At 60.6% G+C, this 24,393-nt stretch carries 29 protein-coding genes and 4 tRNA genes; 17 read left to right on the forward strand and 16 right to left on the reverse strand.

Annotated features, from left to right (window positions below; translation table 11 throughout):
• Positions 1-258 precede the first annotated feature (258 nt).
• The gene (locus B5V02_RS28680; RefSeq protein ID WP_111547390.1) at positions 259-3,042 is read right to left on the reverse strand and encodes a valine--tRNA ligase; all 2,784 of its coding nucleotides are present in this window, start codon (positions 3,040-3,042) and stop codon (positions 259-261) included.
• Positions 3,043-3,351: 309 nt separating this feature from the next.
• On the opposite strand from B5V02_RS28680, the gene B5V02_RS28685 reads away from it, so the two are divergent.
• Positions 3,352-3,984, forward strand: coding sequence for a bleomycin resistance protein (locus B5V02_RS28685; RefSeq protein WP_111547391.1), 633 nt, complete (start codon positions 3,352-3,354; stop codon positions 3,982-3,984).
• Positions 3,985-4,111: 127 nt separating this feature from the next.
• Here B5V02_RS28685 and B5V02_RS28690 read toward each other — a convergent pair whose 3' ends face one another.
• The 4 genes from B5V02_RS28690 to B5V02_RS28705 form a co-directional block, all read right to left on the reverse strand.
• Positions 4,112-4,945, reverse strand: a complete 834-nt coding sequence (locus B5V02_RS28690; RefSeq protein WP_111547392.1) for a PopZ family protein — start codon at positions 4,943-4,945, stop codon at positions 4,112-4,114.
• 214 nt (positions 4,946-5,159) lie between these two features.
• The gene (locus B5V02_RS28695) at positions 5,160-6,551 is read right to left on the reverse strand and encodes a TolC family outer membrane protein (RefSeq protein WP_208647153.1); all 1,392 of its coding nucleotides are present in this window, start codon (positions 6,549-6,551) and stop codon (positions 5,160-5,162) included.
• Positions 6,552-6,729: 178 nt separating this feature from the next.
• Positions 6,730-7,398 carry a protein-L-isoaspartate O-methyltransferase family protein gene (locus B5V02_RS28700; protein WP_111547393.1) on the reverse strand — a complete coding sequence of 223 codons (669 nt, stop codon included), beginning with the start codon at positions 7,396-7,398 and terminating at the stop codon, positions 6,730-6,732.
• A 90-nt stretch (positions 7,399-7,488) separates the two neighbouring features.
• A tRNA-Cys gene (locus B5V02_RS28705) sits at positions 7,489-7,562 on the reverse strand.
• Between the two features lie 307 nt (positions 7,563-7,869).
• Between B5V02_RS28705 and B5V02_RS42315 the strand changes: the two genes are divergently transcribed.
• Positions 7,870-8,004 (forward strand): hypothetical protein, encoded by a 135-nt coding sequence (locus B5V02_RS42315; RefSeq protein WP_281004996.1) that lies wholly within the window; start codon positions 7,870-7,872, stop codon positions 8,002-8,004.
• A 16-nt stretch (positions 8,005-8,020) separates the two neighbouring features.
• On the opposite strand, the gene B5V02_RS28710 is transcribed toward B5V02_RS42315, so the two are convergent.
• A complete protein-coding gene (locus B5V02_RS28710) occupies positions 8,021-8,278 on the reverse strand; it encodes a hypothetical protein (RefSeq protein ID WP_111547644.1) in 258 nt (85 codons plus the stop codon).
• Positions 8,279-8,502: 224 nt separating this feature from the next.
• Here B5V02_RS28710 and B5V02_RS28715 point away from each other — a divergent pair.
• The 3 genes from B5V02_RS28715 to B5V02_RS40220 all read left to right on the forward strand — a co-directional run bounded on the left by B5V02_RS28715 (position 8,503) and on the right by B5V02_RS40220 (position 9,933).
• A tRNA-Asn gene (locus B5V02_RS28715) sits at positions 8,503-8,577 on the forward strand.
• Positions 8,578-8,594: 17 nt separating this feature from the next.
• Positions 8,595-9,545: a hypothetical protein gene (locus B5V02_RS28720; RefSeq protein ID WP_146606165.1), complete on the forward strand. Its 951-nt coding sequence runs from the start codon at positions 8,595-8,597 to the stop codon at positions 9,543-9,545.
• 169 nt (positions 9,546-9,714) lie between these two features.
• The gene (locus tag B5V02_RS40220) at positions 9,715-9,933 is read left to right on the forward strand and encodes a hypothetical protein (RefSeq protein ID WP_146606166.1); all 219 of its coding nucleotides are present in this window, start codon (positions 9,715-9,717) and stop codon (positions 9,931-9,933) included.
• On the opposite strand, the gene B5V02_RS28730 is transcribed toward B5V02_RS40220, so the two are convergent.
• Complete coding sequence (locus B5V02_RS28730; protein WP_146606167.1) at positions 9,909-10,232, reverse strand: hypothetical protein; 324 nt, start codon at positions 10,230-10,232, stop codon at positions 9,909-9,911. The genes B5V02_RS40220 and B5V02_RS28730 overlap by 25 nt on opposite strands.
• A gap of 237 nt (positions 10,233-10,469) precedes the next feature.
• Positions 10,470-10,925: a hypothetical protein gene (locus B5V02_RS41215; RefSeq protein WP_111547397.1), complete on the reverse strand. Its 456-nt coding sequence runs from the start codon at positions 10,923-10,925 to the stop codon at positions 10,470-10,472.
• A gap of 335 nt (positions 10,926-11,260) precedes the next feature.
• Here B5V02_RS41215 and B5V02_RS40225 point away from each other — a divergent pair, with 335 nt between their 5' ends.
• From B5V02_RS40225 to B5V02_RS28755, 5 genes are all read left to right on the forward strand, one after another.
• Positions 11,261-11,494, forward strand: coding sequence for a hypothetical protein (locus B5V02_RS40225; protein WP_146606168.1), 234 nt, complete (start codon positions 11,261-11,263; stop codon positions 11,492-11,494).
• Positions 11,491-11,742, forward strand: a complete 252-nt coding sequence (locus tag B5V02_RS28740) for a hypothetical protein (protein WP_111547398.1) — start codon at positions 11,491-11,493, stop codon at positions 11,740-11,742. Before B5V02_RS40225 ends, B5V02_RS28740 begins: the two co-directional genes overlap by 4 nt.
• An 80-nt stretch (positions 11,743-11,822) precedes the next feature.
• Entirely contained in the window at positions 11,823-12,170 is a 348-nt protein-coding gene (locus tag B5V02_RS40230) for a hypothetical protein (RefSeq protein ID WP_146606169.1), read from the forward strand.
• Positions 12,171-12,444: 274 nt separating this feature from the next.
• On the forward strand, positions 12,445-12,738 hold the full coding sequence (locus B5V02_RS28745) for a hypothetical protein (RefSeq protein WP_208647154.1): 294 nt from the start codon (positions 12,445-12,447) through the stop codon (positions 12,736-12,738).
• A 1,249-nt stretch (positions 12,739-13,987) separates the two neighbouring features.
• Positions 13,988-14,063: transfer RNA gene (locus B5V02_RS28755), tRNA-Gly, on the forward strand.
• A 49-nt stretch (positions 14,064-14,112) separates the two neighbouring features.
• Here the strand turns inward: B5V02_RS28755 and B5V02_RS28760 are convergent.
• A complete protein-coding gene (locus B5V02_RS28760) occupies positions 14,113-14,397 on the reverse strand; it encodes a hypothetical protein (RefSeq protein ID WP_245446247.1) in 285 nt (94 codons plus the stop codon).
• A gap of 157 nt (positions 14,398-14,554) precedes the next feature.
• On the opposite strand from B5V02_RS28760, the gene B5V02_RS28765 reads away from it, so the two are divergent.
• Positions 14,555-14,630: transfer RNA gene (locus tag B5V02_RS28765), tRNA-Gly, on the forward strand.
• Between the two features lie 824 nt (positions 14,631-15,454).
• Here B5V02_RS28765 and B5V02_RS41220 read toward each other — a convergent pair.
• Both B5V02_RS41220 and B5V02_RS28780 read right to left on the reverse strand, forming a co-directional pair.
• The gene (locus tag B5V02_RS41220) at positions 15,455-15,862 is read right to left on the reverse strand and encodes a hypothetical protein (protein WP_146606170.1); all 408 of its coding nucleotides are present in this window, start codon (positions 15,860-15,862) and stop codon (positions 15,455-15,457) included.
• Positions 15,863-16,051: 189 nt separating this feature from the next.
• Complete coding sequence (locus tag B5V02_RS28780; protein ID WP_111547648.1) at positions 16,052-16,354, reverse strand: DUF1330 domain-containing protein; 303 nt, start codon at positions 16,352-16,354, stop codon at positions 16,052-16,054.
• A gap of 377 nt (positions 16,355-16,731) precedes the next feature.
• On the opposite strand from B5V02_RS28780, the gene B5V02_RS28785 reads away from it, so the two are divergent.
• Positions 16,732-17,004 (forward strand): hypothetical protein, encoded by a 273-nt coding sequence (locus B5V02_RS28785; protein ID WP_167458713.1) that lies wholly within the window; start codon positions 16,732-16,734, stop codon positions 17,002-17,004.
• Positions 17,005-17,019: 15 nt separating this feature from the next.
• On the opposite strand, the gene B5V02_RS28790 is transcribed toward B5V02_RS28785, so the two are convergent.
• Positions 17,020-17,331 carry a hypothetical protein gene (locus tag B5V02_RS28790; RefSeq protein ID WP_146606171.1) on the reverse strand — a complete coding sequence of 104 codons (312 nt, stop codon included), beginning with the start codon at positions 17,329-17,331 and terminating at the stop codon, positions 17,020-17,022.
• 307 nt (positions 17,332-17,638) lie between these two features.
• Between B5V02_RS28790 and B5V02_RS28795 the strand changes: the two genes are divergently transcribed.
• Both B5V02_RS28795 and B5V02_RS28800 read left to right on the forward strand, forming a co-directional pair.
• Positions 17,639-18,472, forward strand: a complete 834-nt coding sequence (locus tag B5V02_RS28795; RefSeq protein ID WP_111547402.1) for a PA3715 family protein — start codon at positions 17,639-17,641, stop codon at positions 18,470-18,472.
• A gap of 118 nt (positions 18,473-18,590) precedes the next feature.
• Positions 18,591-19,022 carry a cupin domain-containing protein gene (locus B5V02_RS28800; RefSeq protein WP_111547403.1) on the forward strand — a complete coding sequence of 144 codons (432 nt, stop codon included), beginning with the start codon at positions 18,591-18,593 and terminating at the stop codon, positions 19,020-19,022.
• A gap of 69 nt (positions 19,023-19,091) precedes the next feature.
• Here B5V02_RS28800 and B5V02_RS28805 read toward each other — a convergent pair whose 3' ends face one another.
• The gene (locus tag B5V02_RS28805; RefSeq protein WP_111547404.1) at positions 19,092-19,547 is read right to left on the reverse strand and encodes a carboxymuconolactone decarboxylase family protein; all 456 of its coding nucleotides are present in this window, start codon (positions 19,545-19,547) and stop codon (positions 19,092-19,094) included.
• A 106-nt stretch (positions 19,548-19,653) separates the two neighbouring features.
• Entirely contained in the window at positions 19,654-20,082 is a 429-nt protein-coding gene (locus tag B5V02_RS28810; RefSeq protein WP_111547405.1) for an SRPBCC family protein, read from the reverse strand.
• 169 nt (positions 20,083-20,251) lie between these two features.
• Between B5V02_RS28810 and B5V02_RS28815 the strand changes: the two genes are divergently transcribed.
• The 3 genes from B5V02_RS28815 to B5V02_RS28825 all read left to right on the forward strand — a co-directional run bounded on the left by B5V02_RS28815 (position 20,252) and on the right by B5V02_RS28825 (position 22,125).
• Positions 20,252-21,052, forward strand: a complete 801-nt coding sequence (locus B5V02_RS28815; protein WP_111547406.1) for a copper homeostasis protein CutC — start codon at positions 20,252-20,254, stop codon at positions 21,050-21,052.
• Positions 21,049-21,546: a GNAT family N-acetyltransferase gene (locus tag B5V02_RS28820; protein WP_111547407.1), complete on the forward strand. Its 498-nt coding sequence runs from the start codon at positions 21,049-21,051 to the stop codon at positions 21,544-21,546. Before B5V02_RS28815 ends, B5V02_RS28820 begins: the two co-directional genes overlap by 4 nt.
• A 93-nt stretch (positions 21,547-21,639) precedes the next feature.
• Positions 21,640-22,125: an SRPBCC family protein gene (locus B5V02_RS28825; protein ID WP_111547408.1), complete on the forward strand. Its 486-nt coding sequence runs from the start codon at positions 21,640-21,642 to the stop codon at positions 22,123-22,125.
• Between the two features lie 41 nt (positions 22,126-22,166).
• On the opposite strand, the gene B5V02_RS28830 is transcribed toward B5V02_RS28825, so the two are convergent.
• The gene (locus B5V02_RS28830) at positions 22,167-23,189 is read right to left on the reverse strand and encodes an acyltransferase family protein (RefSeq protein ID WP_111547409.1); all 1,023 of its coding nucleotides are present in this window, start codon (positions 23,187-23,189) and stop codon (positions 22,167-22,169) included.
• A gap of 403 nt (positions 23,190-23,592) precedes the next feature.
• On the reverse strand, positions 23,593-24,390 hold the full coding sequence (locus tag B5V02_RS28835) for an FAD binding domain-containing protein (protein ID WP_111547410.1): 798 nt from the start codon (positions 24,388-24,390) through the stop codon (positions 23,593-23,595).
• Positions 24,391-24,393 lie beyond the last annotated feature (3 nt).

Genomic DNA, 24,393 nt, shown 5'->3' on the forward strand with positions numbered 1-24,393 from the left:
ATTTTTGACATAATGCAAGCTGGTCCCGTTAGGCCGAAAAACAGCATCTGGTGCGTGTGCCGCCCTCAAAACGGGAGAAAAAACGGCCCAAAAGGTTCAAAAATAGTAGGTTTTGGGGTTCCAGGGCCCCATTGTTACATTATGGCAACAATGGGGCCAAAACTTTCCGTTTACGTCAACATTAACGCAACGGAATGCCTATTTTCGAGGCAAAAAGCTCCGATTTCGAGACGGGTCGAAGCACCACGAATCTGCCCCTCAACCCGCGTCGCGAACCATGGTCAACGCCACCGAAAGCTTGTCTTGCGCGTCGCGATATTCGGTGAGCTTTTCACGCTCGGCATCGACGATCTCGGCCGGCGCGCTGGCGACGAATCTTTCGTTCGACAGCTTCTTGTGCAGGCGCGCGATTTCCTCGGTCACCTTGGCCAGTTCCTTCTGCAGCCGTGCCGCCTCGGCGGCGAGGTCGATCAGGCTGCCAAGCGGCAGACAGATGGTCGCCTCGTTGAGCACGATCTGCGCCGAGCCTTTTGGCGCGACATCGGCCAGAGAGATGTCGCCGACCCGCGCCAGCCGCTTGATCGCCGAATCCTCGCGAACGAGCCGTTCGCGTGTCACCTCGTTGGCGCCGACCACGACGAGCGGCGCGATTGCAGCCGGCGGCACGTTCATCTCGGAGCGCACCGAGCGGATGCCGGAGACGAGGTCGACCAGCCAGTTGATGTCGGCGGCAGCGTCGGCGTCCTCGAAGTCCGGCGAAGGCCACGCCGCATGGCACAGCAGCGACGGCCGCTCCTTGCCTTCGCCAGCGGTCTGCGCCCACAGCTCCTCGGTCATGAACGGCATCATCGGATGCAGCAGCTTGTAGATCTCGTCGAGCACGAAGGCGACGCAGGCGCGGCTTTCGGCCTTGGCCGCCTCGTCCGTGCCCATGAACACCGGCTTCAGCAATTCCAGATACCAATCGCAGAACAGGTTCCAGACGAAGCGATAAGCGGCTCCCGCCGCCTCGTTGAAGCGGTATGAGGTGATGCCGTCCGTGATCTCACGCGCGGCCCGCGTCAGTTCGGTGAGGATCCAGCGGTTAACCGCAAGCTTGGCATCGTTCAGCCAGAAATCGTCATTGCGCGCGACTTCGTTCATCTCGGCGAAGCGCGTCGCGTTCCACAGCTTGGTGCCGAAATTGCGATAGCCGGCGATGCGCGCCGGATCGAGCTTCACGTCGCGGCCTTGCGCTGCCATCACCGTCAGCGTGAAACGCAACGCATCGGCGCCGTACTCGTCGATGAGGTCGAGCGGGTCGATGACGTTGCCTTTCGACTTCGACATCTTCTGCCCGTTCTTGTCGCGCACCAGCGCATGGACATAGACGGTGTGAAACGGCTCCTCGTCCATGAAATGCAGGCCCATCATCATCATGCGGGCGACCCAGAAGAAGATGATGTCGAAGCCGGTGACCAGCACGTCGGTCTGGTAGTAGGTCTTCAGCTCGGGCGTCTCATCCGGCCAGCCCAACGTCGAGAACGGCCACAGCGCCGACGAGAACCAGGTGTCGAGCACGTCCTCGTCGCGGATCAGGATCTCGCCCGGCTTGAAATTCTCGAGCTTGTCCTCGACCCAGGCCTTCCACGGCCCTTCCAGCGCCAGATAATATTCGATCGCAGCACTCAGTGCCTCTTCCTCGGTCTTCTCGACGAAGACGCGCCCGTCCGGCCCATACCAGGCCGGAATCTGGTGACCCCACCACAGCTGGCGCGAGATGCACCAGGGCTGGATGTTTTCCATCCAGTCGAAATAGGTCTTCTCCCAGTTCTTCGGCACGAAATTCGTGCGGCCTTCGCGCACCGAGGCGATCGCCGGCTTGGCGAGTTCGGCTGCGTTCGCATACCACTGCTCGGTCAGGAACGGCTCGATCGGCACGCCGCCGCGGTCGCCATGCGGCACCGCGTGGCGATGCGGCTCAACCTTTTCCAGGAAGCCGCCTTCTTCCATCAGCTCGACGATCTTCTTGCGCGCAATGAAGCGGTCGAGGCCGTCGAGTTCATCCCAGACCGCCTGCCGCTCCGGCGTCACCTCGAGACCGGCAAGGAAATCCTCATTGTCCTTGAGGCTTACTGCCGCCCCGACAGTGAGGATGTTGATTGCCGGCAGCTTGTGGCGCTTGCCGACCTCGAAATCGTTGAAGTCGTGCGCCGGCGTGATCTTGACCGCGCCCGAGCCTTTTTCCGGATCGGAATATTCATCCGCCACCACCGGGATCTTGCGGCCGACGATCGGCAGGACGATGTTCTTGCCGACCAGATGCCGGAAACGCTCGTCGTCGGGATGCACGGCGACGGCGGTGTCGCCCAGCATCGTTTCGGGGCGTGTCGTCGCCACGGTGATGAAGGTTTTTGGATTCTCCGGATCGAAGACCTGGCCCTCGATGGGATAGCGGAAGTGCCAGAGATTGCCGTTGACCTCCTGTTGCTCGACCTCGAGATCGGAGATCGCAGTGAGCAGCTTGGGATCCCAGTTCACAAGGCGCTTGTCCTTGTAGATCAGCCCTTCCTTGTAGAGCGTGACGAACACTTCGAGCACCGCCTTGGACAGGCCCTCGTCCATGGTGAAGCGTTCGCGTGACCAGTCGGCCGAGGCGCCGAGCCGCTTCAGCTGATTGAAGATCGCCCCACCCGATTCGGCCTTCCACTCCCACACTTTCTCGATGAACTGCTCGCGCGTCAGGTCGCGGCGGTGGATCTGCTTTTCCATCAACTGGCGCTCGACCACCATCTGCGTGGCGATGCCGGCATGGTCCATGCCTGGCTGCCACAGCACGTTCTTGCCGCGCATGCGCTCGAAGCGCACCAATATGTCCTGCAGCGTGTTGTTGAGCGCGTGGCCCATATGCAGCGAGCCGGTCACGTTCGGCGGCGGGATGACGATGGTGAAGGCTTCCGCCCCCTCCTCGGCCCCGGCACCGGCGCGAAACGCGTCGGCCTCTTCCCAGACTTTGGCGATCTTCGGCTCGACGGTTTTTGCGTCGTAGGTCTTTTCAAGCATGGGAAAATGGTCCGCGCTGTCGGGAGTTTTGCTGGTCCGGTGTAAATCGGAAGGTTTTGGCCAAGTCAACCGCAGGGGCTGCCTCGGACCCTCAACGTCAAATAGACACGGCCTGGATCAGGTCAAGGAAGACCCATTTGCGATTGATCGATCAGAATAGCAGGCGCCTGTTCCCCGGGGAAAGGCGTGGCGCCGCGCCTTGACCGGCAGGTGCCGCCGCAATACGCTGCCAACGCTGCTGTAGGGCGCATCGGCTTCCGGCCGGAGGGGCATTGCCCGCCTACGCCACCTCAACCCCGCAATGCGCCCATGCCGACCCTCGAACACCACAAGAAACAGGCCAAGCTCTATCTCAAATGGCATCGCGAACGGTACTATCCCGTCGCCGATGCGATTGGATCGATATTGCCGCGCTTCCGCCATCTGACCGACAGCCAGATCCTCGATCACGGCTTCAAGCTTGCCGATGCCCAGGAACTGGTCGCCAGGAAGTCAGGTTTCGAGAGCTGGCAGGCGCTGAAGAAAGGCCTTCAAACCGTGACCGACCGCACAGCAACAGATGCCGCAAGACCGTTCCTGGCCTTTGCCGAACCACAGCTCTTTGTCTCCGATATCGAAGCGGCCTGTGATTTCTACCGGCAAAAGCTCGGCTTTCAGACGCGCTTCACCTATGGCGAGCCGCCCTTCTACGCACAAATCATCCGCGATGGCGTGCGGCTCAACCTGCGCCATGTCGACAAGCCTCCGTTCGCCGCCAATCCGGCCGATGACCTGCTGGCGGCGACGATCGTTCTCGACAACATCAAGGCGCTGTTCCTGGAGTTTCAGGCAGCCGAGGCTCCCTTCCACCAGACATTGCGAACCGAACCGTGGGGCGCCCGCACGTTCATCGTCAGGGATCCCGACGGCAACCTCATTTGCTTCGCGACCAGCGTGAACTGATCCTGTCAACAGAAACGCCGCCTCCGTCCGGAATTGCGTAAAAACAAATGGTTAGAGCGGTTCAGCGTTTCTATCGAACACTGAACCGCTCTAAGGGCGGCGTTTCAAGGGTGATCGGTGTGGGAGACTACTGCGCCCCGCGCGCCACGCGTTCGATCTCCTCGCGCACCAGCCTTTCGACCAGTGTCGGCAGATTGTTATCCAGCCAATCCTGCAGCATCGGCCGCAGCATTTCTTCGGCCATCTCGTCGAATGTCTTCTTGCTGCGGCTGGCAAACGCATCGGAAAGCTCACCAAAGGCGGCGGCAACCTGCCGGCCCGTGTGCTCGGAAACGATGGCCACGCGCGGCGCATCGCTGGCCGCCGCCGGTTGCACAACGCCTGCGCCTGGACGAGACGGCTCGACGGCTGCTTTCGCAGTCGGTTCGTCCCTTGGAGTCTCCACCGGCGGCTGGGCAACCGGCTTGCGTGCCTCGCTCCTGTCAGGCACCGCCCTCGCCTGCTCACCAACCGCGGCAATCTCGCGCCGCCAGTCGGCAACGGGGGTATCGGTTGCCGCGATAGGACGCGCTGCCGGCGCGTCGGCCGTGGCCGGCGGGGTCGGCTCGGCGGCGACCCGGGCGCTAACCTCTGCAAGTGTCATCGATGGCTTTGCCGGGGCGGGCTCGGGGCGCACAGGCGTTTCCGTCCGCGCAATCACCGGCTCGGCCTTTGGCAATTGTGCCTGGACTTCCGCCAGCGTCACCGGCTTCTTGATCTCCGGGGCGGCATGCAGGTCGGCACGGAATGCGTCGACATCGGCAACTGGATCGGCGCTTGACGCCGGCTCCAGGTCCTGGCGCAACTCATCGGCGTCGCCCGGCTGCTTGCGGCCGCCGTCGCTGTCCTCGATGATCCTCCTGATGGAAGCCAGTATCTCTTCCATGGAAGGTTCGCGCTGTGCGCTGCTTGCCGTTGCCATCGTCACATCCGCCGCCCTTGTGACCCGTTGCAGATTCCCGCTCCGGCAAGCCGGATCGAATCATGACGACAGCGTAACCGACGGATCGCCGCACGAGAATCCCCAATCTGGGGACTTGTGCGATTTCAACAGATTGGACCAGATCCCGAACCGACGGGCAGCGAAGCCAAAGAGCACGCTCAAGCAGAGGGCCGAAAAGTCCGAGCCGAACCTCTCAGCGGCCGTCCGGCGTGCGCAAGCCGATCCATTTGTCCTTGACCGCGTTGTAGTGCTCTTCAGGTCTGTATTTCGTCACCTGCAAGCCAAGGCGGTCGACGGACAGGCGGCCGGTCGCCTGCAGGATGGCATAGCTCGCCACGACCACATCATGTTCAAAGCCGGCCTGGTTGATCTCGGCGGTGATGACCGTCGCCTGTGCGTTGAGGACATCAAGCGTGGTGCGCTGGCCGACATTGCGTTCTTCGATGACGCCGCTCAGTGCAAGCTTCGCGGCCTCGATCACCTGCCTGTTGGCTGTCAGCTGCTGCTGCGCGGCGGTGTACTCGGTCCAGGCGGCGGTGACGGCCTGGCGCACCTGGTCGCGGCTGACATCGACCTCGATGCGGGCCTGGCTGAGCGATTCCTTGTCCTGGCGCACGATCGCCGAGGTGCGGCCGCCGGAATAGATCGGGATGCTCAGCGTGGCGCCGATGCTGGCCGAATTGGTGGTGCCGTCCTGCGACGCGAAGACGCCCGGCACAGTGTTGCGATAAGCGCTTGAAACGCCCGCATTGGCAGACAGCTGCGGCAGCAGCGCGCCTTCGGCCGACTTCACCGAAAACGCCGCAGCGTCGACCAGATGCTGGGTGGCAAGGATGGCCGGGTGCTCGTTCGCGGCCGCCCCGACGGCAGCGGCGAGGCTCGACGGCAACAGCTTTGCCACTGGCGAAGCGGCTTTGAGCTTGCCCGGTTCGTCGCCGACGATCTGGCGATAGCTTGCGGCACTGGCCAGCGCCTGCGCCCGGGCGGCGCTCAGCGATGCCACGGCGGCGGCCCGCGAAGCGTCGGCCTGCGCGACGTCGGTACGCGTGCCTTCACCAACCTCAAAACGCGAACGCGCCGCGCGCGCCGTCTCGGTCAGGAATTGCAGGTTCTGTTCGGTCAGCACGGCGATCTGGCGGTCGCGAATCACGTTCATGTACGCCTGGGCCGCGCTGAACAGGGTGTTCTCTTCGGTGTTGCGCAGGCTTTCGACAGACGCGCGGACCTGCGCTTCGGCGGCGGCGACATTGTTCTTGGTTTGAAAACCGTCGAACAGCGTCTGATTGATCTGGACGCCAAAATTGCCGGTGGTCAGCCGCTCGCTTGAGTTGGTGCCGTTGAGATGGCTGCTGGAATAGTCGATGTTCGCCGACCCGTTGATGGTCGGGCGCCATCCCGACTTGGCGATGGCGACGCTCTCATCGGTGACGCGGACGCCGGCGCGGGCCGAATTCAGCGAAGAATTGTATTGATAGGCCTTTGCAAGCGCACCAAGGATGGATTCCGCCGAGGCCGAGAAAGGAGAAAGCGCGGTCGCGGAAACGAGGACGGCGGCGAAAAGACTCTTGCGTATAGGCAGGACCATGTATCCCTCATTCGTTTTCCATAGGAACCACGCCACGCCAGCTTCTCCTTTTGAGCAGCCGGCGCCGCGTGTTCAATGTTCCCTGCTGCTCAGCCTCAAAGCGCCCCCAGTTTGCGGATCAGCAACAATTTCAAATGCAAGCGACCATGACAAAGCCTCTCCTGCAAGGCAAAATCATTCAGAATTCGAAGGCACGAATACGTTCAAACCCCGGTAGTGGCTTAATTGCCGCATTAAACGCGCGTCTTCCGGTTACAACCCCCCCGGCCTTAAAAAAAAGTCGGGCCACGCCGGAATTGCCTTGCCCTTCGACGGCGACGAGTCGGCCGCCTTCGGCAAGCTGGTCGAGCAGCGGCGCCGGCACGTCCGCGACGCTGCCGCCGATGAAGATGACGTCATAGGGCGCCTGGGCGGCATGTCCTTGCGACAACGTCCCCTGGACAACGGTCACATTGCCGCAGCCTAGCGACGAAAGCGTCGATCTGGCCGTTTCGGCCAGCGCCGAATCGCTTTCGAGCGCCACCACGGACTTCGCCAGCCGAGACAGGATGGCCGAGGCATAGCCGGTGCCGCAGCCGACATCGAGCGCCGAATCGGCCGGGCTGATCTCGGCCAGTTGCATAAGCTTGGCCAGCGGCGAGGCTTCCATGAGGTAGCGCGCGCCGTCCGCGCCGGCGGCAATGCGGATGTCCTCGTCGATATAGGCGAGATCGCGCTGGTCGGCGCCGACAAAGATTTCTCTTGGCACGACAAGCATTGCGTCGAGCAATGGCGCGCTGGTCACATCGGTGGTGCGAACCTGGCCATCGACCATCTTGACGCGAAGCTCGGAGAAATCAGCGCTCATGTTCCAACCAATCCGCTTGCCGCGCCAGAACCGCGGTTCATTACGATCGGAACTTCAGGCCCCGGCGCTGGTGCGCAGGGACCCGGGCATTGGAGGCCTCGCCCGGAATCGAACCGGGGTGCAAGGATTTGCAGTCCTCTGCGTAACCACTCCGCCACGAGGCCTCATTGCTCCCGGCGTTCCACCCGGTTCCAATAGGTTGCGGCGAAAATGCCGTCAAGCGGCCACCGTGCATTCCGAGCGGTTTCCTCCGCGCCGGTTCGGGCAGCATCCCGTCAACTGCCAGGCCCAGGCCTCACGACGATACGTTAGCTGGTCGTTAAGCATGGCTCGCCGCCGGAAGAAACTTATCAACGGCCCATACGTTGAGCACGGCGGGAGACAAGCCATGCGTCCGACAGTGGCAGCAAAAGATACGACAGAAGACAAGAATGCGGCGTCGGCCTGTCGCTGCCGCAGTGCGAAGAGCTTTTGCGCTACGCCATCGACCGTCTGTGCATTGGGTGCGCGAGCAGCCTGTTGCCGCATGACCGGGCGAAGCTCGCTTCAGCCGCGGCGATTCTCAAGCAGATCCGCGAAGCGCTGGAAGAGCACGCCGGCCGCTGAGACTGCGCTGTCGGCCTCAATCCGGTCGGCGGCGTCGTTGCCACCAGACAACGAAGCGGCGCCGGTGGCGGCGGACCATGGCGAATTCATAGGACAGCACCAGCAATCCGAGCGGAACCATCCAGAAACCGAGGATCGGCAGGAAACCGAGAATGCCGCCAATGGTCAGCAGGATGCCGATGGCGATTCTGAGCCCGCGCGAGCGCGGCATTTTGAACTCGCGCCCGAAAACCGAGATTTTCCGCGCCGGCATCTGGTTGTCTTGTGCTGTCATCGTCTCGAAAGATTGACCCGTTTGACCGTTTAGGAGCATCGTTGAACCAAAGCCGCAACCGCGCTTTCGGTTCCATATCACCAGCAAGACGGCTAATATGAGGGCATCCGCGAACGATTGCGAGAAACGCCTGAGCGAAAAAGCCTCGGAAAAATGCGAAATGCTTCTTTGCAAAGCGGAAAAGGGTTTGCTATAGGCTGCGCCACTCACATGAGAGCCTCTGTTCCCCGGTAGCTCAGTGGTAGAGCAACCGGCTGTTAACCGGTTGGTCGCTGGTTCGAATCCGGCCCGGGGAGCCACTATCATCAGAAATGTCTTGAAACCCAAGGATTGCAAGGGTTTCCGCTTCCCCAGAGATACACCGCGCGATACACTGCGGGGTACCCTGAGCATAAAGATTGACGTGAAGCACATAAAGAAACGCGGCAAAGCCGGATGGCGCTACAGACGCAAAATCCCTGAAGAACTTCGGACCGTTTTGGGCAAGCGAGAACACCTCGTGCCGCTTGGGGCCACCGAGCAGGAGGCCCTCAGGAAATATCCGAGAGTTCACGCTGAGGCTGAGAAACTCTTGGCCGATGCGATCAAGCGCGCCAATGGACCTACCCCAACTGAATGGGGTCATTTCCGCGACGGTATAGCCGCTGCCCGCAAGATGGGCTTCCGCCAAGACCGCGACTTCCCGTCTGTCGACGAGATCGAGCATGACACGGACTGGCAGGCCAGAATGAAGGCTGTCGAGAAGATTATCCGCAAGTACGTTCCAGATTTCGACAGCGTCGAGGATGACGACGACGACGACGACCTCCCCCTCCCCGATTTCCTCCCAACCGAGGCAGACACCGCATTGGCGCGCGCGCTGATGCTGAACCCATCGGGTACGCCAGCCCCGACCCTTGAGGATGCCAAGAGGCTCTATCTTAAGGAGCGCGTTGGGGAGGACGAGACGAAGCAGATGGAGCTTGAGCGGGTCTTCAAGCTCGTCGTGGAGGCACTTGGCAAAGACCGCAAGCTGGCAAGCCTTAAGCGCGAGGACGCCAAGGAAGTTCGCGATCACATGCTCGATGGGCGCAAAGCGTCCTCCGTTGACCGCTACCTGAACGTGGTCCGCGCGGTCATCAACCACGCCATAAGGGAATTTGACTTAGCCGGCGCCACCAACCCCTTTATGAACTTGGAGGCTGCGCCGAAGGACCGGGCTGAACCCGACAAGGACAAGCGTCGGCCATTCACCCTGGACGAGGTTGCAGCCATATGCGAGCGATAGATCAATCGCGCTTTCTCTGCCTCATCGGTGACCTGACTGGATGCGACGACATTGACGGGAGGACAGATCAGGAGCAAGTTGAGCGCACCGACCGAGCCCGGGCGGGCCCGGCCGAGACCGCGTGTGCGATGAAAACCTCGAGCAGCACGGAGACTGACGGGAGGAAGAAATGAGCCGGGTCAAGGACGTTTGCGATCGAGCACGATCGCTATGGCTGCGGGTGGTGCGATCGACCCACCCTGTCGACGATGTCGAGAACGACGAGCTGTATCGGCTGATCGACGGCAAAAACAAGGTCATCACCGGCACCAACTTCGAGGCGTCCCGCTTCGACATCGAGACCGCTCTATCGCGGTGGGAGAGCTACACGCCGCCGAACGTTAACTGAAAACTACCATCGGCCTCGAAATACTGTACAGCGCGTACCAAGAGTTGCCTCGAATAATCATAGAGTGCGCCCTCGTTTGCCGAGGACAGTGTCTCTGCTCTGGCGTCCATGTCTTCAAGCATGGCGTCCCTGAGTTCATCAAGTTGTACCCTCATCCTGCTGCGCAATGCCTGTACATGGTCATCAGCCACCTGCAGACGCCAACTGACAAAGAGGTAGGCACCGCCTATGAGCGCCAATAAGACGAACGCACCAATCACGACAGGAAGCGCGGTAGTCATGTCGGTGACTATAATCACGGTCCTATCCCCCAATAGTATCCCCAGCGCTCCTAAATATGCATCAGTTCTAACAAACTCGCCAGTGGCCGGCCCGGGGTGGTCAGGAATGTTTGATAGAAATCTCTGAGCGGGGGATCGGATACCCAGCCCGCGCGAAGCCCCCCCGTACCCCCCACGGCTCCACCACACCCCAGTCTCAGGAAATCCGGAGAGCTTCGCCTAATCCGGCGGCCTTTGGGTTGCCGTTCCGGCCAGCTACCACCTCGGCTCGGGCTGATAGGCCATTTGTGAGACCACCTTCGTCGCGTCGCCGCGCCGTCCGTACTTCCCAATCAAGGCTTTCTCGTCGTCCTCCGAGACCGAACTAACTCGGTAGAGGTTCCACATTTTGTCCTTCGTTGGCGAAAGGCGGTATGTCCTGCCATTGGCCCGGCAAAACCAATGAGGAGATTTCTGGAGCTGGGTCCACTGTTCGCGAGCCATCCGGTCCTCTTCACGCCATCTCTTATACCGTTCCTCCTGCTCAACCCGAAGCCGCTCCTCCTCCCGCTCCACGTGGTCCCTGAGCAAGCCGATGATGGCCGGAAGCTCGGTACCGTCGGCTCTTTCCTTCTCGTAAAGCGCGAGGCACCGAGGGCGAAGCTCCTCTTTTGGGTACGAGAAGTATTCCTCGTCCTTGAACGCTCTCCCATACGCTGGAGGGACCAGCAAGCGCCATCATAGGGGCTGTTTAGACCTCATCAAGAGACCAAACGCTGGCTATCCATCGGCGCTCACCGAGTGGCGGAACCGATCTTGACTGAGAGATACACCGCTGCTACCCCTTGAGATACACCAAGGCGGTAGATGCTTTGTGGAAGCGGTCGCAACAAGCGATTGTAAATAAAGACTTTTCTCGCACTTTGGCGCCCGGTTCGATTTATCTAACTTGTCCGGCCCGGGGAGCCAAATCTTTTCAAAGACTTATGCTATTCTAAAGATTCAGCAAATTTGCTGATGGCCTTGGCTGGGCGGCTGTGACATGGACGCGACATGGAGGGGTCGTCATGCGAAGTGCGGTTCTGGGCACAGTTGTGGCTGCCATCGCCGGATGCTCAAACAGCGAACCTCGCTATCAGGTTTCACAGGGATCGATCGCGGCTTACATGAACCCGAGCCAGTCGCAATCAACAACCGTACTACTCGACCGGCAGACGGCACAGACATGGTTCTTGGTGCGTACCGCGACCGGTGAAATCACATGGTTGCCTCTTGCTGCACCAATGATATTGAAAAAATGAGGTTCTTCCGCGCCGTGGTACTGGTTTCAGCCGTGGCCGGCTGCGCGCCCATGGCGGACGACTCCGTTACCTACACGCTCTACCGAAGCTCTGCTGCCGCCGAAATGCGGATCCATGTGGCGACGTTCGATGCGATGGAGGCAGAGGCCTACAACCGCGAGAATTGTCAAATTGCAGCCGTTCTGTTTCAGGCGCAACCGGGTGTCGTTGTCCATTATTGGTGCGAGAAAGGGCGATACAGAAAATAGAGAAGCCCGCCACCACCGGCAGCGGGCTTTAAGCGTGGTAGAAGGTTAGTCTGGGGCCGCAGACACGAACGGAGGCCGCTATGAAAATCTCGATGTCTCTTGTAGCGATGACAGTACTCTCTGTGCTCTGCCTTCCGGCCAACGCCGCTAAAACCAACACCGGCCACAAAAGGCTGACACCAGAGCAATTTGCCAATCTCACCCCAGATCAACAGGCCGCAATTAGGATCTGCAGAACTAGAGTGAGAGCTGCAGGAAATGGGCCTAACCCCGCTTTTATGCAAAGCTGCCTGAAGAATCCTGGGAACCTTAAAGCCAACAATGGCGGCAGAGGTTTCGCGAGTCCAAAGCGCAAGGCGTTAATGAAAGCGCATCGCTATCAGGCAAGACTGCGTTACCAACGGTTACATGGGATGCCCCAAGAATGAGCCCGCCACCAAGCGGGCAGCGGGCTTGATCGTTTCGCATGCGGAATGATTAGAGACCTTGCCCGCCCTCAATAAAGCCGGGGAAGTCATAATCGCTGGCGTCAAGTTCCCGCACGGTGGAAGCCATCCGCCGCGCCCTCGAATCCGCCGGCGTCGAGTTCATCCCCGAGAATGGCGGCGGCGCTGGGGTGAGGCTGGCGAAGGGCGGCGGGATAGGTAGCGGAGGCTGAAGGCTATGGTCGAACAGGTAATTCTTCGGAGATGGTGTGGGACGGTGCGCACTCAGATGGCTGCCGAATACTCGCGCTACGTGGCAGGGACTGGTGGCGACGAGCTTAGCGCCACCAAGGGCAATCTCGGTCACCAGATCACGCTGCGCGACCTTGGCGACGGCGTTACGGAGATATGCGCTCTGAGTTGGTGGACCGATATGGAAGCCGTAAAGGCCTATGCGGGCGAACAACCTGAGCGGGCCCACTACTATCCCGAGGACGATCACTACCTGATCAATAAGCTGGAACTCGTCGAGCATCACGTCGTCGTCTATGGCAACCTGGTCAGCCCGTAGGACTGGGCAGAATGTCAGAACGACTTAGGCGGATCGTGTTTTGAAAGCTATTGTGATCGACCTCTTTGCGAAAACAGCTCGGCAGTGATTTCGTCTCTGTCCCCATTATGCCTAGCGATCAAAGCCAGCGCGGCGGCCAATGTTGCCGAGCTTCATGAGGTACGGAACCTCAAACGTTCTCTTGTTGAGGCGCCATTCTGGCACGTACCGTGTTGCTGCTTTTCGCGCTGTTGTTCCGTCTTGACGCATCATTTTGACTCCTCTCCCTGATATGACGATGCAGTCGCGAATTCCGTGCCACGTCCCGCTTCGGAGGGGTTGAAAAACCTTTGGGTTTCGCGGTGGCAACAATTGGCCAAGCGCGTCGCGCTTTGATTCCCGGACGGTTTCCTGCGACTATCGGCAAGTCTTGTGCGACCTGGGAGCCGGCAAGAATGGATCCAGTGATCCCGGCAGTGATGATTTTGCTTTTATGCAGCCCAGATGCCTCGGTCTGCCGGCCTATTAATTTGGTGCCGGCAATGTATTCATCGCTTGAGGAATGCCAAGCATCCCTACCGACAGGCTGGCAAACTCTCCCAACGGTGAAATCGTCGGCCGATGCCAACTTGTCGGCTCGACCGCGCCACACGAAGGGGACTAGGCCAGCCACCGGGCCATCGTTGCGGAAACTTTACCCGACACTTACGTCAATGGCCTACCTATAATAGTACCTGTGGTGGTAGTGGTGCCTGTGATGGTGGTGGTAATGCCTGTGGTGGTAGTAGTAATGGTGGCGGTAGTGATACCGGTGTGGATAGTAATACCGATGGTAATACCTGTGGTGATATCGGTAGTACGGGCGGTATGGCGCATAATACGGGTCGTAATATGGGTCGCCGTAGTAATCCCGGCTATAATAGTGGCGATATGGCAGGGGGAAATCTCCGTAGCCACCATAATAGCCCCCGAAGGGCGAGAAGAGAAATTGCGCTTGCGTCGGTGAAGTGACAGCGGCTGTGGTGGCAAATGCGAGCACGGATGCGAGTATCAGCTTCCTCACGGTTACCTCCATCGGTTCGAATCGTGAATAACGCGAACGCTGGCCGACTCGTTCCTTTGCGCTTTTATGCAGAAGCCCGCCGCCGTGAGGCAGCGGGCGAAATTGCCAGGTCATCGCACCCCTTGCCCCCTACTTCCAATGCATGTGCCGATTACCCCCAATCTCTAATTGTTCGGACGACCCTGTTCTTTTAGTCTGCCAAAATTAGCGCTCGTAGCTCAATCTAGGACAGAGCGGGACCTCTCCCGGGCAGATGCAGGTTCGAGCCCTGCCGAGTGCACCAAAGTCCTAAAAGCCCGCCACCGTGAGGCAGCCCGCCTCTAGGGTCTGGCCTATTCCAAAGGTGTTTCTTCGGGCGGCGGCGCCAAGACTGTGATGTCCATTCTGGCGATCTTCGAAGCGGCGTTGCCCTGCGAGTTCGGATCTGTGTCGCCCGTTTCGGCAACCATTGCCTTGGCACGATGTCCAACGCTGTCGGCGCTCTTGCCTGGCGCAAATCCTTCACCTGTTTCTGGCTTTGCCGCTTTCAATTGAGTTTCCGGTACCTGCCGATGCTGACTTGCAATAGCCGAAACCATCGATCCCTCCTTTGGTGAGGGCACCATGGTATCTGCCATGGCTGTTGCGAGACTTACCATACGGAAAGCCCGCCACCATGCGGTAGCAGGCGAAAGTGCCAGCTCACCGCACCTTGACCTACTTCCAATGCATGTGCCGGATACCCCAATCTCTAAATTGCTCGAACGACCCTGTTCTTTTAGCCTGCCAAAATTAGCGCTCGTAGCTCAATCTAGGACAGAGCGGGACCTCTCCCGGGCAGATGCAGGTTCGAGCCCTGCCGAGTGCACCAAAGTCCTAAAAAGCCCGCCACCGTGACGCAGCCCGCCTCTAGGGCATGTCGCTCAAAAGTGGTCCCGGTTTTGAGCGACATGCATTAGCCACCAGTTATGGCCGAATGCCCTTCGACAGAGTGAAAGTCAAAAGCCAATTGTGAACCACGGACTGGCTTCGTATCCGAGACGCGGCTTTGCCGGCTGTGCGCCATTGTCTGACGACGTGGCAGTTCCGGTCAAACTGCAGTCCAACTCTGGAACCGGCTTCTTGGCCGAATGTTTGGTCGAGCACAAGGCAGCAGCGTCACTGACTGCCACCTTCTTCTCCTTGGCAACGGCGACACCACTCGCAGCGATCACGATAGCAGCGCAAAATATAGCCACTTTCATTGGAACCCCTCCATTGCGCATCCCCAGACGCGCGGACATGACGTCACGTCATTTTTATATTAGCATTGGCGAATATAATAGATAGCGCCATCTTGCGCATGACGACGCCGCCAGCGGAAAGGGTGAAGGCACGCTAGGCAGCAGCCTTATCGACCATTGACGGACCTCATGGCGTCTTGAATGCCAAGAGCTGTCTGTCTGCGCATCTCTGCCTGACTGGCCGGTGATGGCGTGACGCCAACGGAACGCACATTTTGCATATGGTGGATGATGATTGGCTGCTGTGGCTTTTCGGCCTTGGTTTCGCGCATCGCGTCCATTTGCTTGGGCGTAAAGATGCCCAGGCCCAGCGGCCACCGCGCTAGTCCCCTAGCAAGTTGCTGGACCGCCCCGGTAAAAAAAACCGGTCCCGTCAGCGCTTTACCTTCGGCGTGATCTCACCAACTCGGACTTAAAAGGCAGCGCCGATCTCGGTATGCGGCGCAAAGAAACAGCGGGTGTCACCCTTTCTGAAACTTCCCTGATCCAGGTTGAGAAATTCCGATTGATAGATGCAACGGTGGAACTGCCGATCATGGCTATGCTGTACGCGAAGATACGGGATGAACTCGCCGGTGGGGAGATAGATATAGCCGCCCGGCATTTCTTTGACTTCAGATTCCGGGATCGGTGCGCACTCTGACCCTCCGCAGCAGTCGAAGCCTGTGACGGGGTCCGTCTTCCCCGTATACCACTCGTGAGCCATGGCCTCAGTCGAAACGATGGCCAAGGCTGGGATGAGAATTTTGACAGACCTGCGCATATATCCCCCGCGTAATCCAGCTTTGGCAGTTCGATCCTCTTGCATTCCTTCATTCATGCTTCACGTACATTAGCATTGGCGCATATGTTTGCCAGCCGCGCCGCCCTCTCAAGAGTAGTCACGCAATTAAGACTGATGTCCTTGGTTTGCCGGCCCTAAGACCCGCTTTCGCGGTGTGCGGACTTCGCGCAAAAAACGACCGGCTTCTGTCTGATGATGACGGCGCCAAAGTGAGCCACGACATCGTCACACAGCGGGTGCTGCGATCCCCTCGAGCGCAATGATTCTGGTGCTGGCGCAACGCTTGCGGATCTCGATAAGGCGGGCGTATTCCGGCGAATTGTACCAGCCCATCAATGACGTCATGTCGGGGAATTCGATAATAACCAAACGGTGTGGCTCCCAATCACCTTCCAGAACCTTAGTCGCACCGCCACGACCCAGGTATCGCCCACCGTAGCGCTCCTCGGTGGCCGGCACATCCCGCCGGTATTCCTCGAACACGGCAGCGTCCTTTATGTCTACATCCGCGATCAGATAGGCGGCCATTTGTGCTCCCTCCCTCTCAACAGCGGCCCGAACCTTTGCGCGCTCCAAGCTTTAGCCCGGCACAAGAGGCCGCCCCGTGTCGCTGCATGCTTCGCTTACATTAGCATGAGTGCATATTAATGCCAGTCGAGCGCGCGTCTAGCACCGCTCTCTTGGTGTCTTCGGATGGCTTGGTGAACGTCGTAATGAGCTAACCGAAAGTCGGCTTCCAGTCGCGATTCCGCTCCGACTTGCGCCCTGCGCGGACTATCGCCCGAGCAATGTTAAAAGCAGCGATTTCCGCTTCCTGCCCCTACTCCAATGTGACACCCCCTTAGTCAAACGGATTATATTAGCAGTCTCTTGACTAACGGGCCGGCCGGGTCAGAATCCTCTGCTTGGCGCCGGAGATCGATACCGATGACAGGTTGGCGATCAACGCCACCGTGGTAAGCGCATCGAATGGCGAGACGGTGGAGCATATGGCTGGGAAAGAGGTGATCGCGGTCAAAGACTGGGCTTGCGCCATGAGCGACGAGCTCGGCCGTGTGGTCCTGACGATCAACCCGACTGAGGGCGAGGCTATCTTCGTTTTGATGACATCTTTCCAGGCAGCAAAAATGGCCCAGGAACTGCGGTCGCCGAAACTCGTCCACCTATCCCCTCAATGACACTAAGCGCCATCCCTAGATGCGCGTAGTGCCATTCTCCCGGCTACCAAAATGGCGTGCCGGCGGCGGGAGATCGGCACTTCGCGCTTGGTCTGATCCGCAACCCACCTCAATGATCCCGACCAGTGCGCGAACAAATGCAACCATATCGTTTGCCGTGATGGCTGCCTCGTCGGGACTTTGCCCAATGTGCTCGGCGGCCGCGCAACATGAGAGGCGAATGAGATCGTAGTGTGAATCCCTCTCATCCTCCGGCAACGCCGCCAATTTCATGGCTCGGCGATAAATCAACCGCAGCAATTGTTCGAGAGCTGTTCCGACACTCATGCGTTTGCTCCGCATTGGTCAAGCGTCCCGCTGCTCCAAGGGCGCGTTGGAACGTCGATGAGGAGGTGTTTCCCGTCCCCTTGGGGAAAGGCTGCATCACAGCCGTTAATATATCGTTTCTAGCTAATATAAGGCGCTTGGCAGAAGCCGCCTGCACAGGCCGGGCGGCCCCCGGTGCCTCCTGGCGAGCAATAGCCCTGGCGACAATACCGTTCGTCACATCCAATGCCCGCAAAAGCTATTCAGCAATGAAACTGTGGTACACGCAGATCGCCAAGCGAACTCGGCCCTGCGACGTGAGAATCCCATGCGAATATTGTTGCGCACCCTCTTCCTCGGCCTCGCCGTTGCCGGTCTGTCGCCCGGCTGGGCCACGGCCAGCGATTGCGGCGATGTTGTCGCCCTGGTGCTGCAGGCCTATCCCAAGGCACAGAGGAGCATCGACGGCGCTTCGTTGACCCTCGAACCCCATATCAGCATCCCGCTGACGCTCCCAGACGGCGAAACGCCATTTGGCCTGGTCTGCAAGATCTGGCCTGCCCATGATGAGCTGCTGCTGGTCGCAGTGCCGCTGATGGACAGCGTCGAAGCCAGCGAAGACAGGCATGTTGGCGATATCGAGCTTCTGGTCGTCGACAGGAAGAGCCTGGAGGTGCGCCAGCGCCTGCTCCAGCCCGGGCTGATGACCGATGATGCCATCGCCATCCGCAAGGTTGAATTCGATACCGGTCGCTATGGGCTGGCGCCCGACGTCACGGCCTTTGGCCTGCGCATCGAACTGGCAACCCATTCGCAGGCCACTCCTTTCAACGAAACCGGCTTGCGGCTCTATGCCCTCGCCGGCGATGCCCTGCGTCTGGTGCTCGGTGGCCTTGCCGTGGCCGGCAATGGCGGCGAAGGCGACGCCAGTTGCGCCGGATCCTTTCATTCCAGCCAGGTCAGCCTGGCGATGGGCGCGGCGAGCCATCACGGCTATCGCGACATCATCGTGGTCGAGCGGGCGGATACCGACGAACCCTCCCCCGACAAGAATGGCGAGTGCCAATCCCATCCCGGCAAGTCCGTGAAGCGGACCTACCGGCTGCGTTACGACGGCAGCCGCTATCCGGTTCCGGCGGCGCTCAAGGCAATGGAGCCGTGAGAAAGCCGCTCGCATCGATGGATCGTCGTTCCAATCGGACGAGGCGCAAGCGGAGTGAGGGGCATGCCTTGCATGCGGATGGCCGCCGAGCGATGCTGGCGCGGGGGTGGAGTGAATCATGCGAAAAATTCTGATGTCAGGGCTGCTGCTGGCGGTCGCGTCATTTGCACCCCCCGCCCTCGCGCTGGACAGCAGCGGCACCCCCGTCGTCGTGACGCCGCTGGCATCACGCACGACAACCGCATCCGGCCAGCCGATCACGCTGCCGCAGAAGAACGTGCAGGTTCTGGTGTCGACTTTTGACATCGCGCCGGGTGCGACCTTGCCGGTCCACAGGCACCCCTTCCCGCGCTATGCCTACGTTCAGGCCGGGACGCTGAAGGTCACCAATGTCGAGACCGGCAACAGCAATACCTACAAGACCGGTGATTTCATCATCGAAATGATCGGCCAGTGGCACCAGGCCACCAACATCGGCGATGGTCCGGTCAAGCTGCTGGTGATCGATCAGGTCGAGGAAGGCGCCAAGAACACGGAGTTGCGCCAGTAGCGGCCAAGGGTGATCCGCGACCGGTTGGGCCGGGAGGTGTGCGTCGCGCACAACCACCCGACCCGGGGCTCACCCCCAGGCGCCGACCATCTGCCGCGTCGTGGCGTTCAGCCGGTTGAAGGCGTTGATCAGGGCGATCTGGATGACCAGGGCGGCAAGCGCCTTTTCGTCATAGTGCCGGGCGGCTTCGTCCCAGACATCGTCCGGCACCGCATCGGGCCGGTCGGCGAGCCTTGTGCCGGCCTCGGCCAGCGCCAGGGCCGCGCGTTCGGCATCGGTGAAGTACGGCGTCTCTCGCCATGCCGCGAGGGCAAAGATACGCTCGTCCTTTTCGCCGGCCTTCCTCAACTCGCGCGCATGCATGTCGACGCAGAGGCTGCAGTTATTGATCTGGCTGGCGCGCAGATGGATGAGCTTGCGCGTCACATAGGGCAATTCGGCCGCCTCGGTCGACTTATCCAGCGCCAGCAGCGCCTGCAGGGAGCCGGGAATGAGCACCACCGGATTCTTGATTCTTGCTTGCATGGTCTTTCTCCTTTTTGAGGTGTTTCGTCAGGGCGTGTCTTGTCGGTCCGGATGCCGCGCATCCAGGCTTTTGAGTTTGATGGGTGTCGTCTGGTGATGTCGCGCTTCAGCCCTGTTTTGCGGCGACCTGTTCGAGCCGCTCGAGGATACGCGGCCAGCCGCTTCCCATGCCGACATATCCGCGCTCATCGGCGGGCCGGAATCCCGACTGCTCCATCCGCACCCGGGTTGCTGCGCCCTCGGGCGTGAGCGACCAGGTCACCACCGTTTTCAGCCCGCTGTCCGATTCCGTCCCGTCACCCCAGCTGTAGGCCAGCAGGCGCGGCGCCTCGACCCGCAGCACCACACAGTTTGTCACGCCGGACCAGCCGGGCACCGGCGTCGCCCGCAAGGTGACCCGATGTCCCTCTTCCGCCACGAAGTCATTCTGCATCAGCCATTCGGCGACGAGCTCGGGCACGGTCAGCGCCCGCCAGATCTTTTCGGCCGCATGCGGGATCAGACGTTCGACGACGATCGATTTGGTTTCAATCATGGCCACTCTCCATGTCGATCAAGAACGAAACCGCGTTGTCCAAGCGAGATCAATAACCCGCCGATTATGGGTAAATCCATAACTTATTGGTTATGAGAGTGTCAATCGGGGAAATGCCGCCTGGCCCAAATAGCGGCGCGCTGTTCGCGCTTTCGCGCCAACCGGCCTGATGCTAGGGCTGGCGGCGATATCATGGAACTGGATCGCCCCCTTGACCAAAGAAACTCGCCTGCCGCTTATCGAAATCTGTGTCGAAGGCATTGACGGCCTGCTGGCCGCACAGGCTGCCGGCGCTGACCGGGTCGAACTGTGCGCCAGCCTCATCGAAGGCGGCGTCACGCCGAGCCTCGGCACGGTGCGCGCCGCCCTCGACCAGGCGACCGTGCCCTTTCATGTCATGGTGCGGCCGCGCGGCGGCGACTTTCTCTACAGCGACACCGAATACGCCTCGATGCTCGCCGATGTCATCGCGTTGCGCGACCTCGGCGTGCCCGGCGTGGTGTTTGGCTGCCTGAACGCCGACGGCACCATCGACGAGGCGCGCATGAGTGAATTGACGAAGGCTGCCGGCTCCTTGAACGTCACATGCCACCGCGCCTTCGACATGACGCGCGACCCGGTCGAGGCGCTCGAAGCGCTGATCCGCAGCAAGGTCGGCCGCGTGCTGACCAGTGGCCAGCGCGATACGGCGGTCGAGGGCATGTCGCTATTGGCGGATCTGGTGCGACAGGCCGGCGACCGCATCGTCATCCTCGGCTGCGGCGGGCTCGACCTCAGCAACATCGCCGAGGTGCGCAGACAAACCGGGCTGGCCGAAATGCATTTCGCCGCCCTCAAGGACGTACCGAGCGCCATGGATTACCGCAACCCGCATGTCGGCATGGGCGGCTCCGACCTCGACCGCGAATACCGCAACACCTTGACCGACACGGACCTGGTGGCGGCCACCATTGCGGCTGCGAAGGCATGAGCGCGACCCCTGCTCCGATCAGCCGTGTATCGGCGCAAGACGAAGCGGCGATCCTTGCACTCAACAACGAGCACGCGGCCGAACTGTCGTGGCTGGAGCCCGAACGGCTGTCCTTCCTGCTCGGCGAGGCGTTTTACACGCGGCGCATCGGCGATCTCGAAGCCTTCATCATGACCTTCGACCAGGATGCCAATTACGACAGCCCGAATTTCGTCTGGTTCCGCGAACGCTACCCCCGCTTCGTCTATGTCGACCGTGTCGTCGTGGCGGCACAGGCGCGCGGCCGCGGCCATGCGCGCCGGTTCTATCAGGATCTGTTCGGCCATGTTGAGCGCGCCGGCCACACGCTGGTCACCTGCGAGGTCAACACCGACCCGCCGAACCCCGCCTCGGATGCCTTCCACGCCGCACTCGGCTTCGCCGAAGCCGGCGACGCCGTCATCCACGGCGGCAAGAAGGCGGTGCGCTATTACGTCAGACGAATTTCCGTCTGATACGTCAGGCAGATCTCCGCCTGACCCGCTGGCGCTGGCCACACAAAGAAGCCGCAGCTAATATGAATGTTTCCGCCAACCGGAGGAAATGCGATGCCGAGCAACGTCTTCCGCTTCGACGAAAGCTGGCACATCCCCGAGGGCACACCGCAGGAAGTGTGGGAGGTGCTCTCGGATGCCGAATTGCTGCCGCTCTGGTGGGGTGACGTCTACAAAGACGTGGTGCCACTCGACAGGAAGGGCAAGGCGACCATCGGTTCGCGCGCAAGAGCACGGGCTCGAGGCGCCCTGCCCTACGAACTGAACTTCATCATCGAGGCCGCTGAACTCGAACCCGGCCGGCTGGTGGTGGTGAAAACCCTTGGCGATTTCGACGGGCTGTGGCGGGCGGAATTGTCGCCGTCCGGCACCGGCACTCATGTGCAATTGACCTGGCAGGTCACGGTGCTGAGACCGATCCTCAAATTTCTCGCACCGCTGCTGCGGCCGGCCTTCGCCTGGAACCATCGCTGGACAACGCCGCGCGGTGAAGCCGGCCTGCGGCGGTATCTGATCGAGAAAAAGAGCCGATCGGCTTAACCACGGCCTCTAAATTCCAATATACGACTGCCGTGTAGACGTCACCAGTTGCGGTTAAGCCATTCGCGTGCCGGTCGCTCGATGATGTAGTAGCTGCAGAGCGCACAGACAAAGACCCCGGCCAGCATCGGGATCGGCGCGCTGCCTTGCTCATAGACGAATTTGTAGAACGGCTGCTGCCACAGATAGAGCGAGTACGACCACAGCCCGAGCGTCGCCATCGGCCAGGAGGACAACAATCCGCTCAGATAGCGCGGGCTGAAATCGAGCGCGTTGACGGCCAGCGCCAGCAGCGGCACCGCGAAGAGATAGTGGATTGGCGTCGGCACCCGATCGAGGAACAGCACAATGGCGCAGATCGATGCCGCCAGCGCCACATGCTTGCCGCTGAACACCGCCGGCAGCCTGCCGTCGGCCTTGAGCAGGCAGATCGAGGCCGACAGCAGGATCGACGCGATATGCACATCGGTGCGCCAGTAGGTGGTTTCGTAGTCCATCCCGAACACCCAGTACGAAACCGCGCCGTTGGCCATGGCAAGCAAGGCCAGCGCCAGGAGCAGCACGACGACGCGAGAGCGGCTTGAGACGACGACGCTGATCAGCGCCAGGATGATATAGGCGTGCTCCTCGATGCAGAGCGACCAGATATGGTCGAGCGCGCCTGCCCGCGTAACGAGAATGCCGGCATAATTGTAAGTGAATGTCAGCGCCGTCAGCGCCGCTTTCCATTTGAAGGCGATGAATGTGCCGGAGAGCGCAATCATCACGACGACCACGAAGACCAGAAGTGCGGGATAGATGCGGGAGAAGCGGCGCTTGAAGAATTTCTTCAGCGGGTAGCGCTCGATGAACAGGATCTCGCCCATCAGCCGGCCGCTGAGCACGAAGAAGAATTCGACGCCCAGCACGCCCAGATTGATTCCGGGAACGGGGAAAAAATGGCCGATCAGCACCAGGGCGATCGACAGGCCGCGCCAGCCATCGAGATAGGCCAGTCTTGTTCTGGCCGCTCTGTCGGCGACGGGTCGGGACGGGACGACATGCGTCGCGGAGATGTCGGTCATGCCGCTCCCTTCGCATTGAAATATGCGAAAAGGGTCGCAGGTCGTGATGACACTCCGAACCCGGCTCGCGCTTGGTCACCGGTATAGTGCAGTGCAATATCGCTTTGTGCAAGTGCGAGATTGCCGCTGGCGCTGGTCCACGGGAAGTATCGGTCCGGATTGCTTGAAACAAAGGGTGGTGCGCGGCAGTGCTTCTATCGGGAACGGGACAGCTACAGGCCGCCGCACGCGAGAAAGGGGCCGCTGCGGCCCCTTTCCTTGTCCGCAACTGCTAAGCAATTCCAGGAAAGGTGTGAAACGGTTTTCCCGGGAAAAGCGCATAGCGCTTTCCCTTAGGGAATTGCGTCAAAACAAAGAGATAGAGCGGTTCGGCGTTTCCGTGAAACGGCGAACCGCGCTAGCGTCAGGCGTTGGCGGCAGCCACCGCGCGCTTGGCCATCACCGCGATCAGATTGGCACGGTAGTCGGCCGACGCGTGGATGTCGGTCATCAAGTTCTTCGCCGGTACCTTCACGCCATCGAGCGCCGAGGCCGCGAAATTCTTGGCCAGTGCTGCCTCGATCTCCTTCGAACGGAAGACGCCATCATCGCCGGCGCCGGTGACGGCGACACTGACGCCATCCTTGCCCTTGGCCACGAACACACCGACGATCGCATAGCGCGAGGCCGGGTTGCGGAATTTTTCGTAGGCCGCCTTGGCCGGCGCGGTGAAGCTTACCGCGGTGATGATCTCGCCGTCCTTCAACGACGTCTCGAACAGACCCTTGAAGAACTTGTCGGCGGCGATCGCGCGCTTGTTGGTAACGATGGTGGCGCCGAGCGCCAGCAACGCCGCCGGATAGTCGGCCGCCGGATCGTTGTTGGCGATCGAGCCGCCGATTGTGCCCCGGTGGCGCACCGCCGGATCGCCGATCAGCGACGCCAGATGGGCAAGCGCCGGGCAGGCCTTCTTCAGCTTCTCGTCATTGGCAACGTCAAAATGCGTGGAGGCAGCACCGATGGTGACCGTCTTGCCCGACACCTTGACGCCCTGCAGCTCCTTGATCTTCGACAGGTCGACAAGGTCGGAGGGCGCGGCAAGCCGCGTCTTCATCGCCGGGATCAGCGTCATGCCGCCCGAAAGCAGCTTGGCGTCACCCGCCTTGATCAGCTTGGCGGCATCGGCGACCGAGGCGGCGCGGTGATAGTTGACCGAATACATGCT

Source organism: Mesorhizobium kowhaii, from assembly GCF_003253745.1.
GTDB lineage: Bacteria > Pseudomonadota > Alphaproteobacteria > Rhizobiales > Rhizobiaceae > Mesorhizobium > Mesorhizobium kowhaii.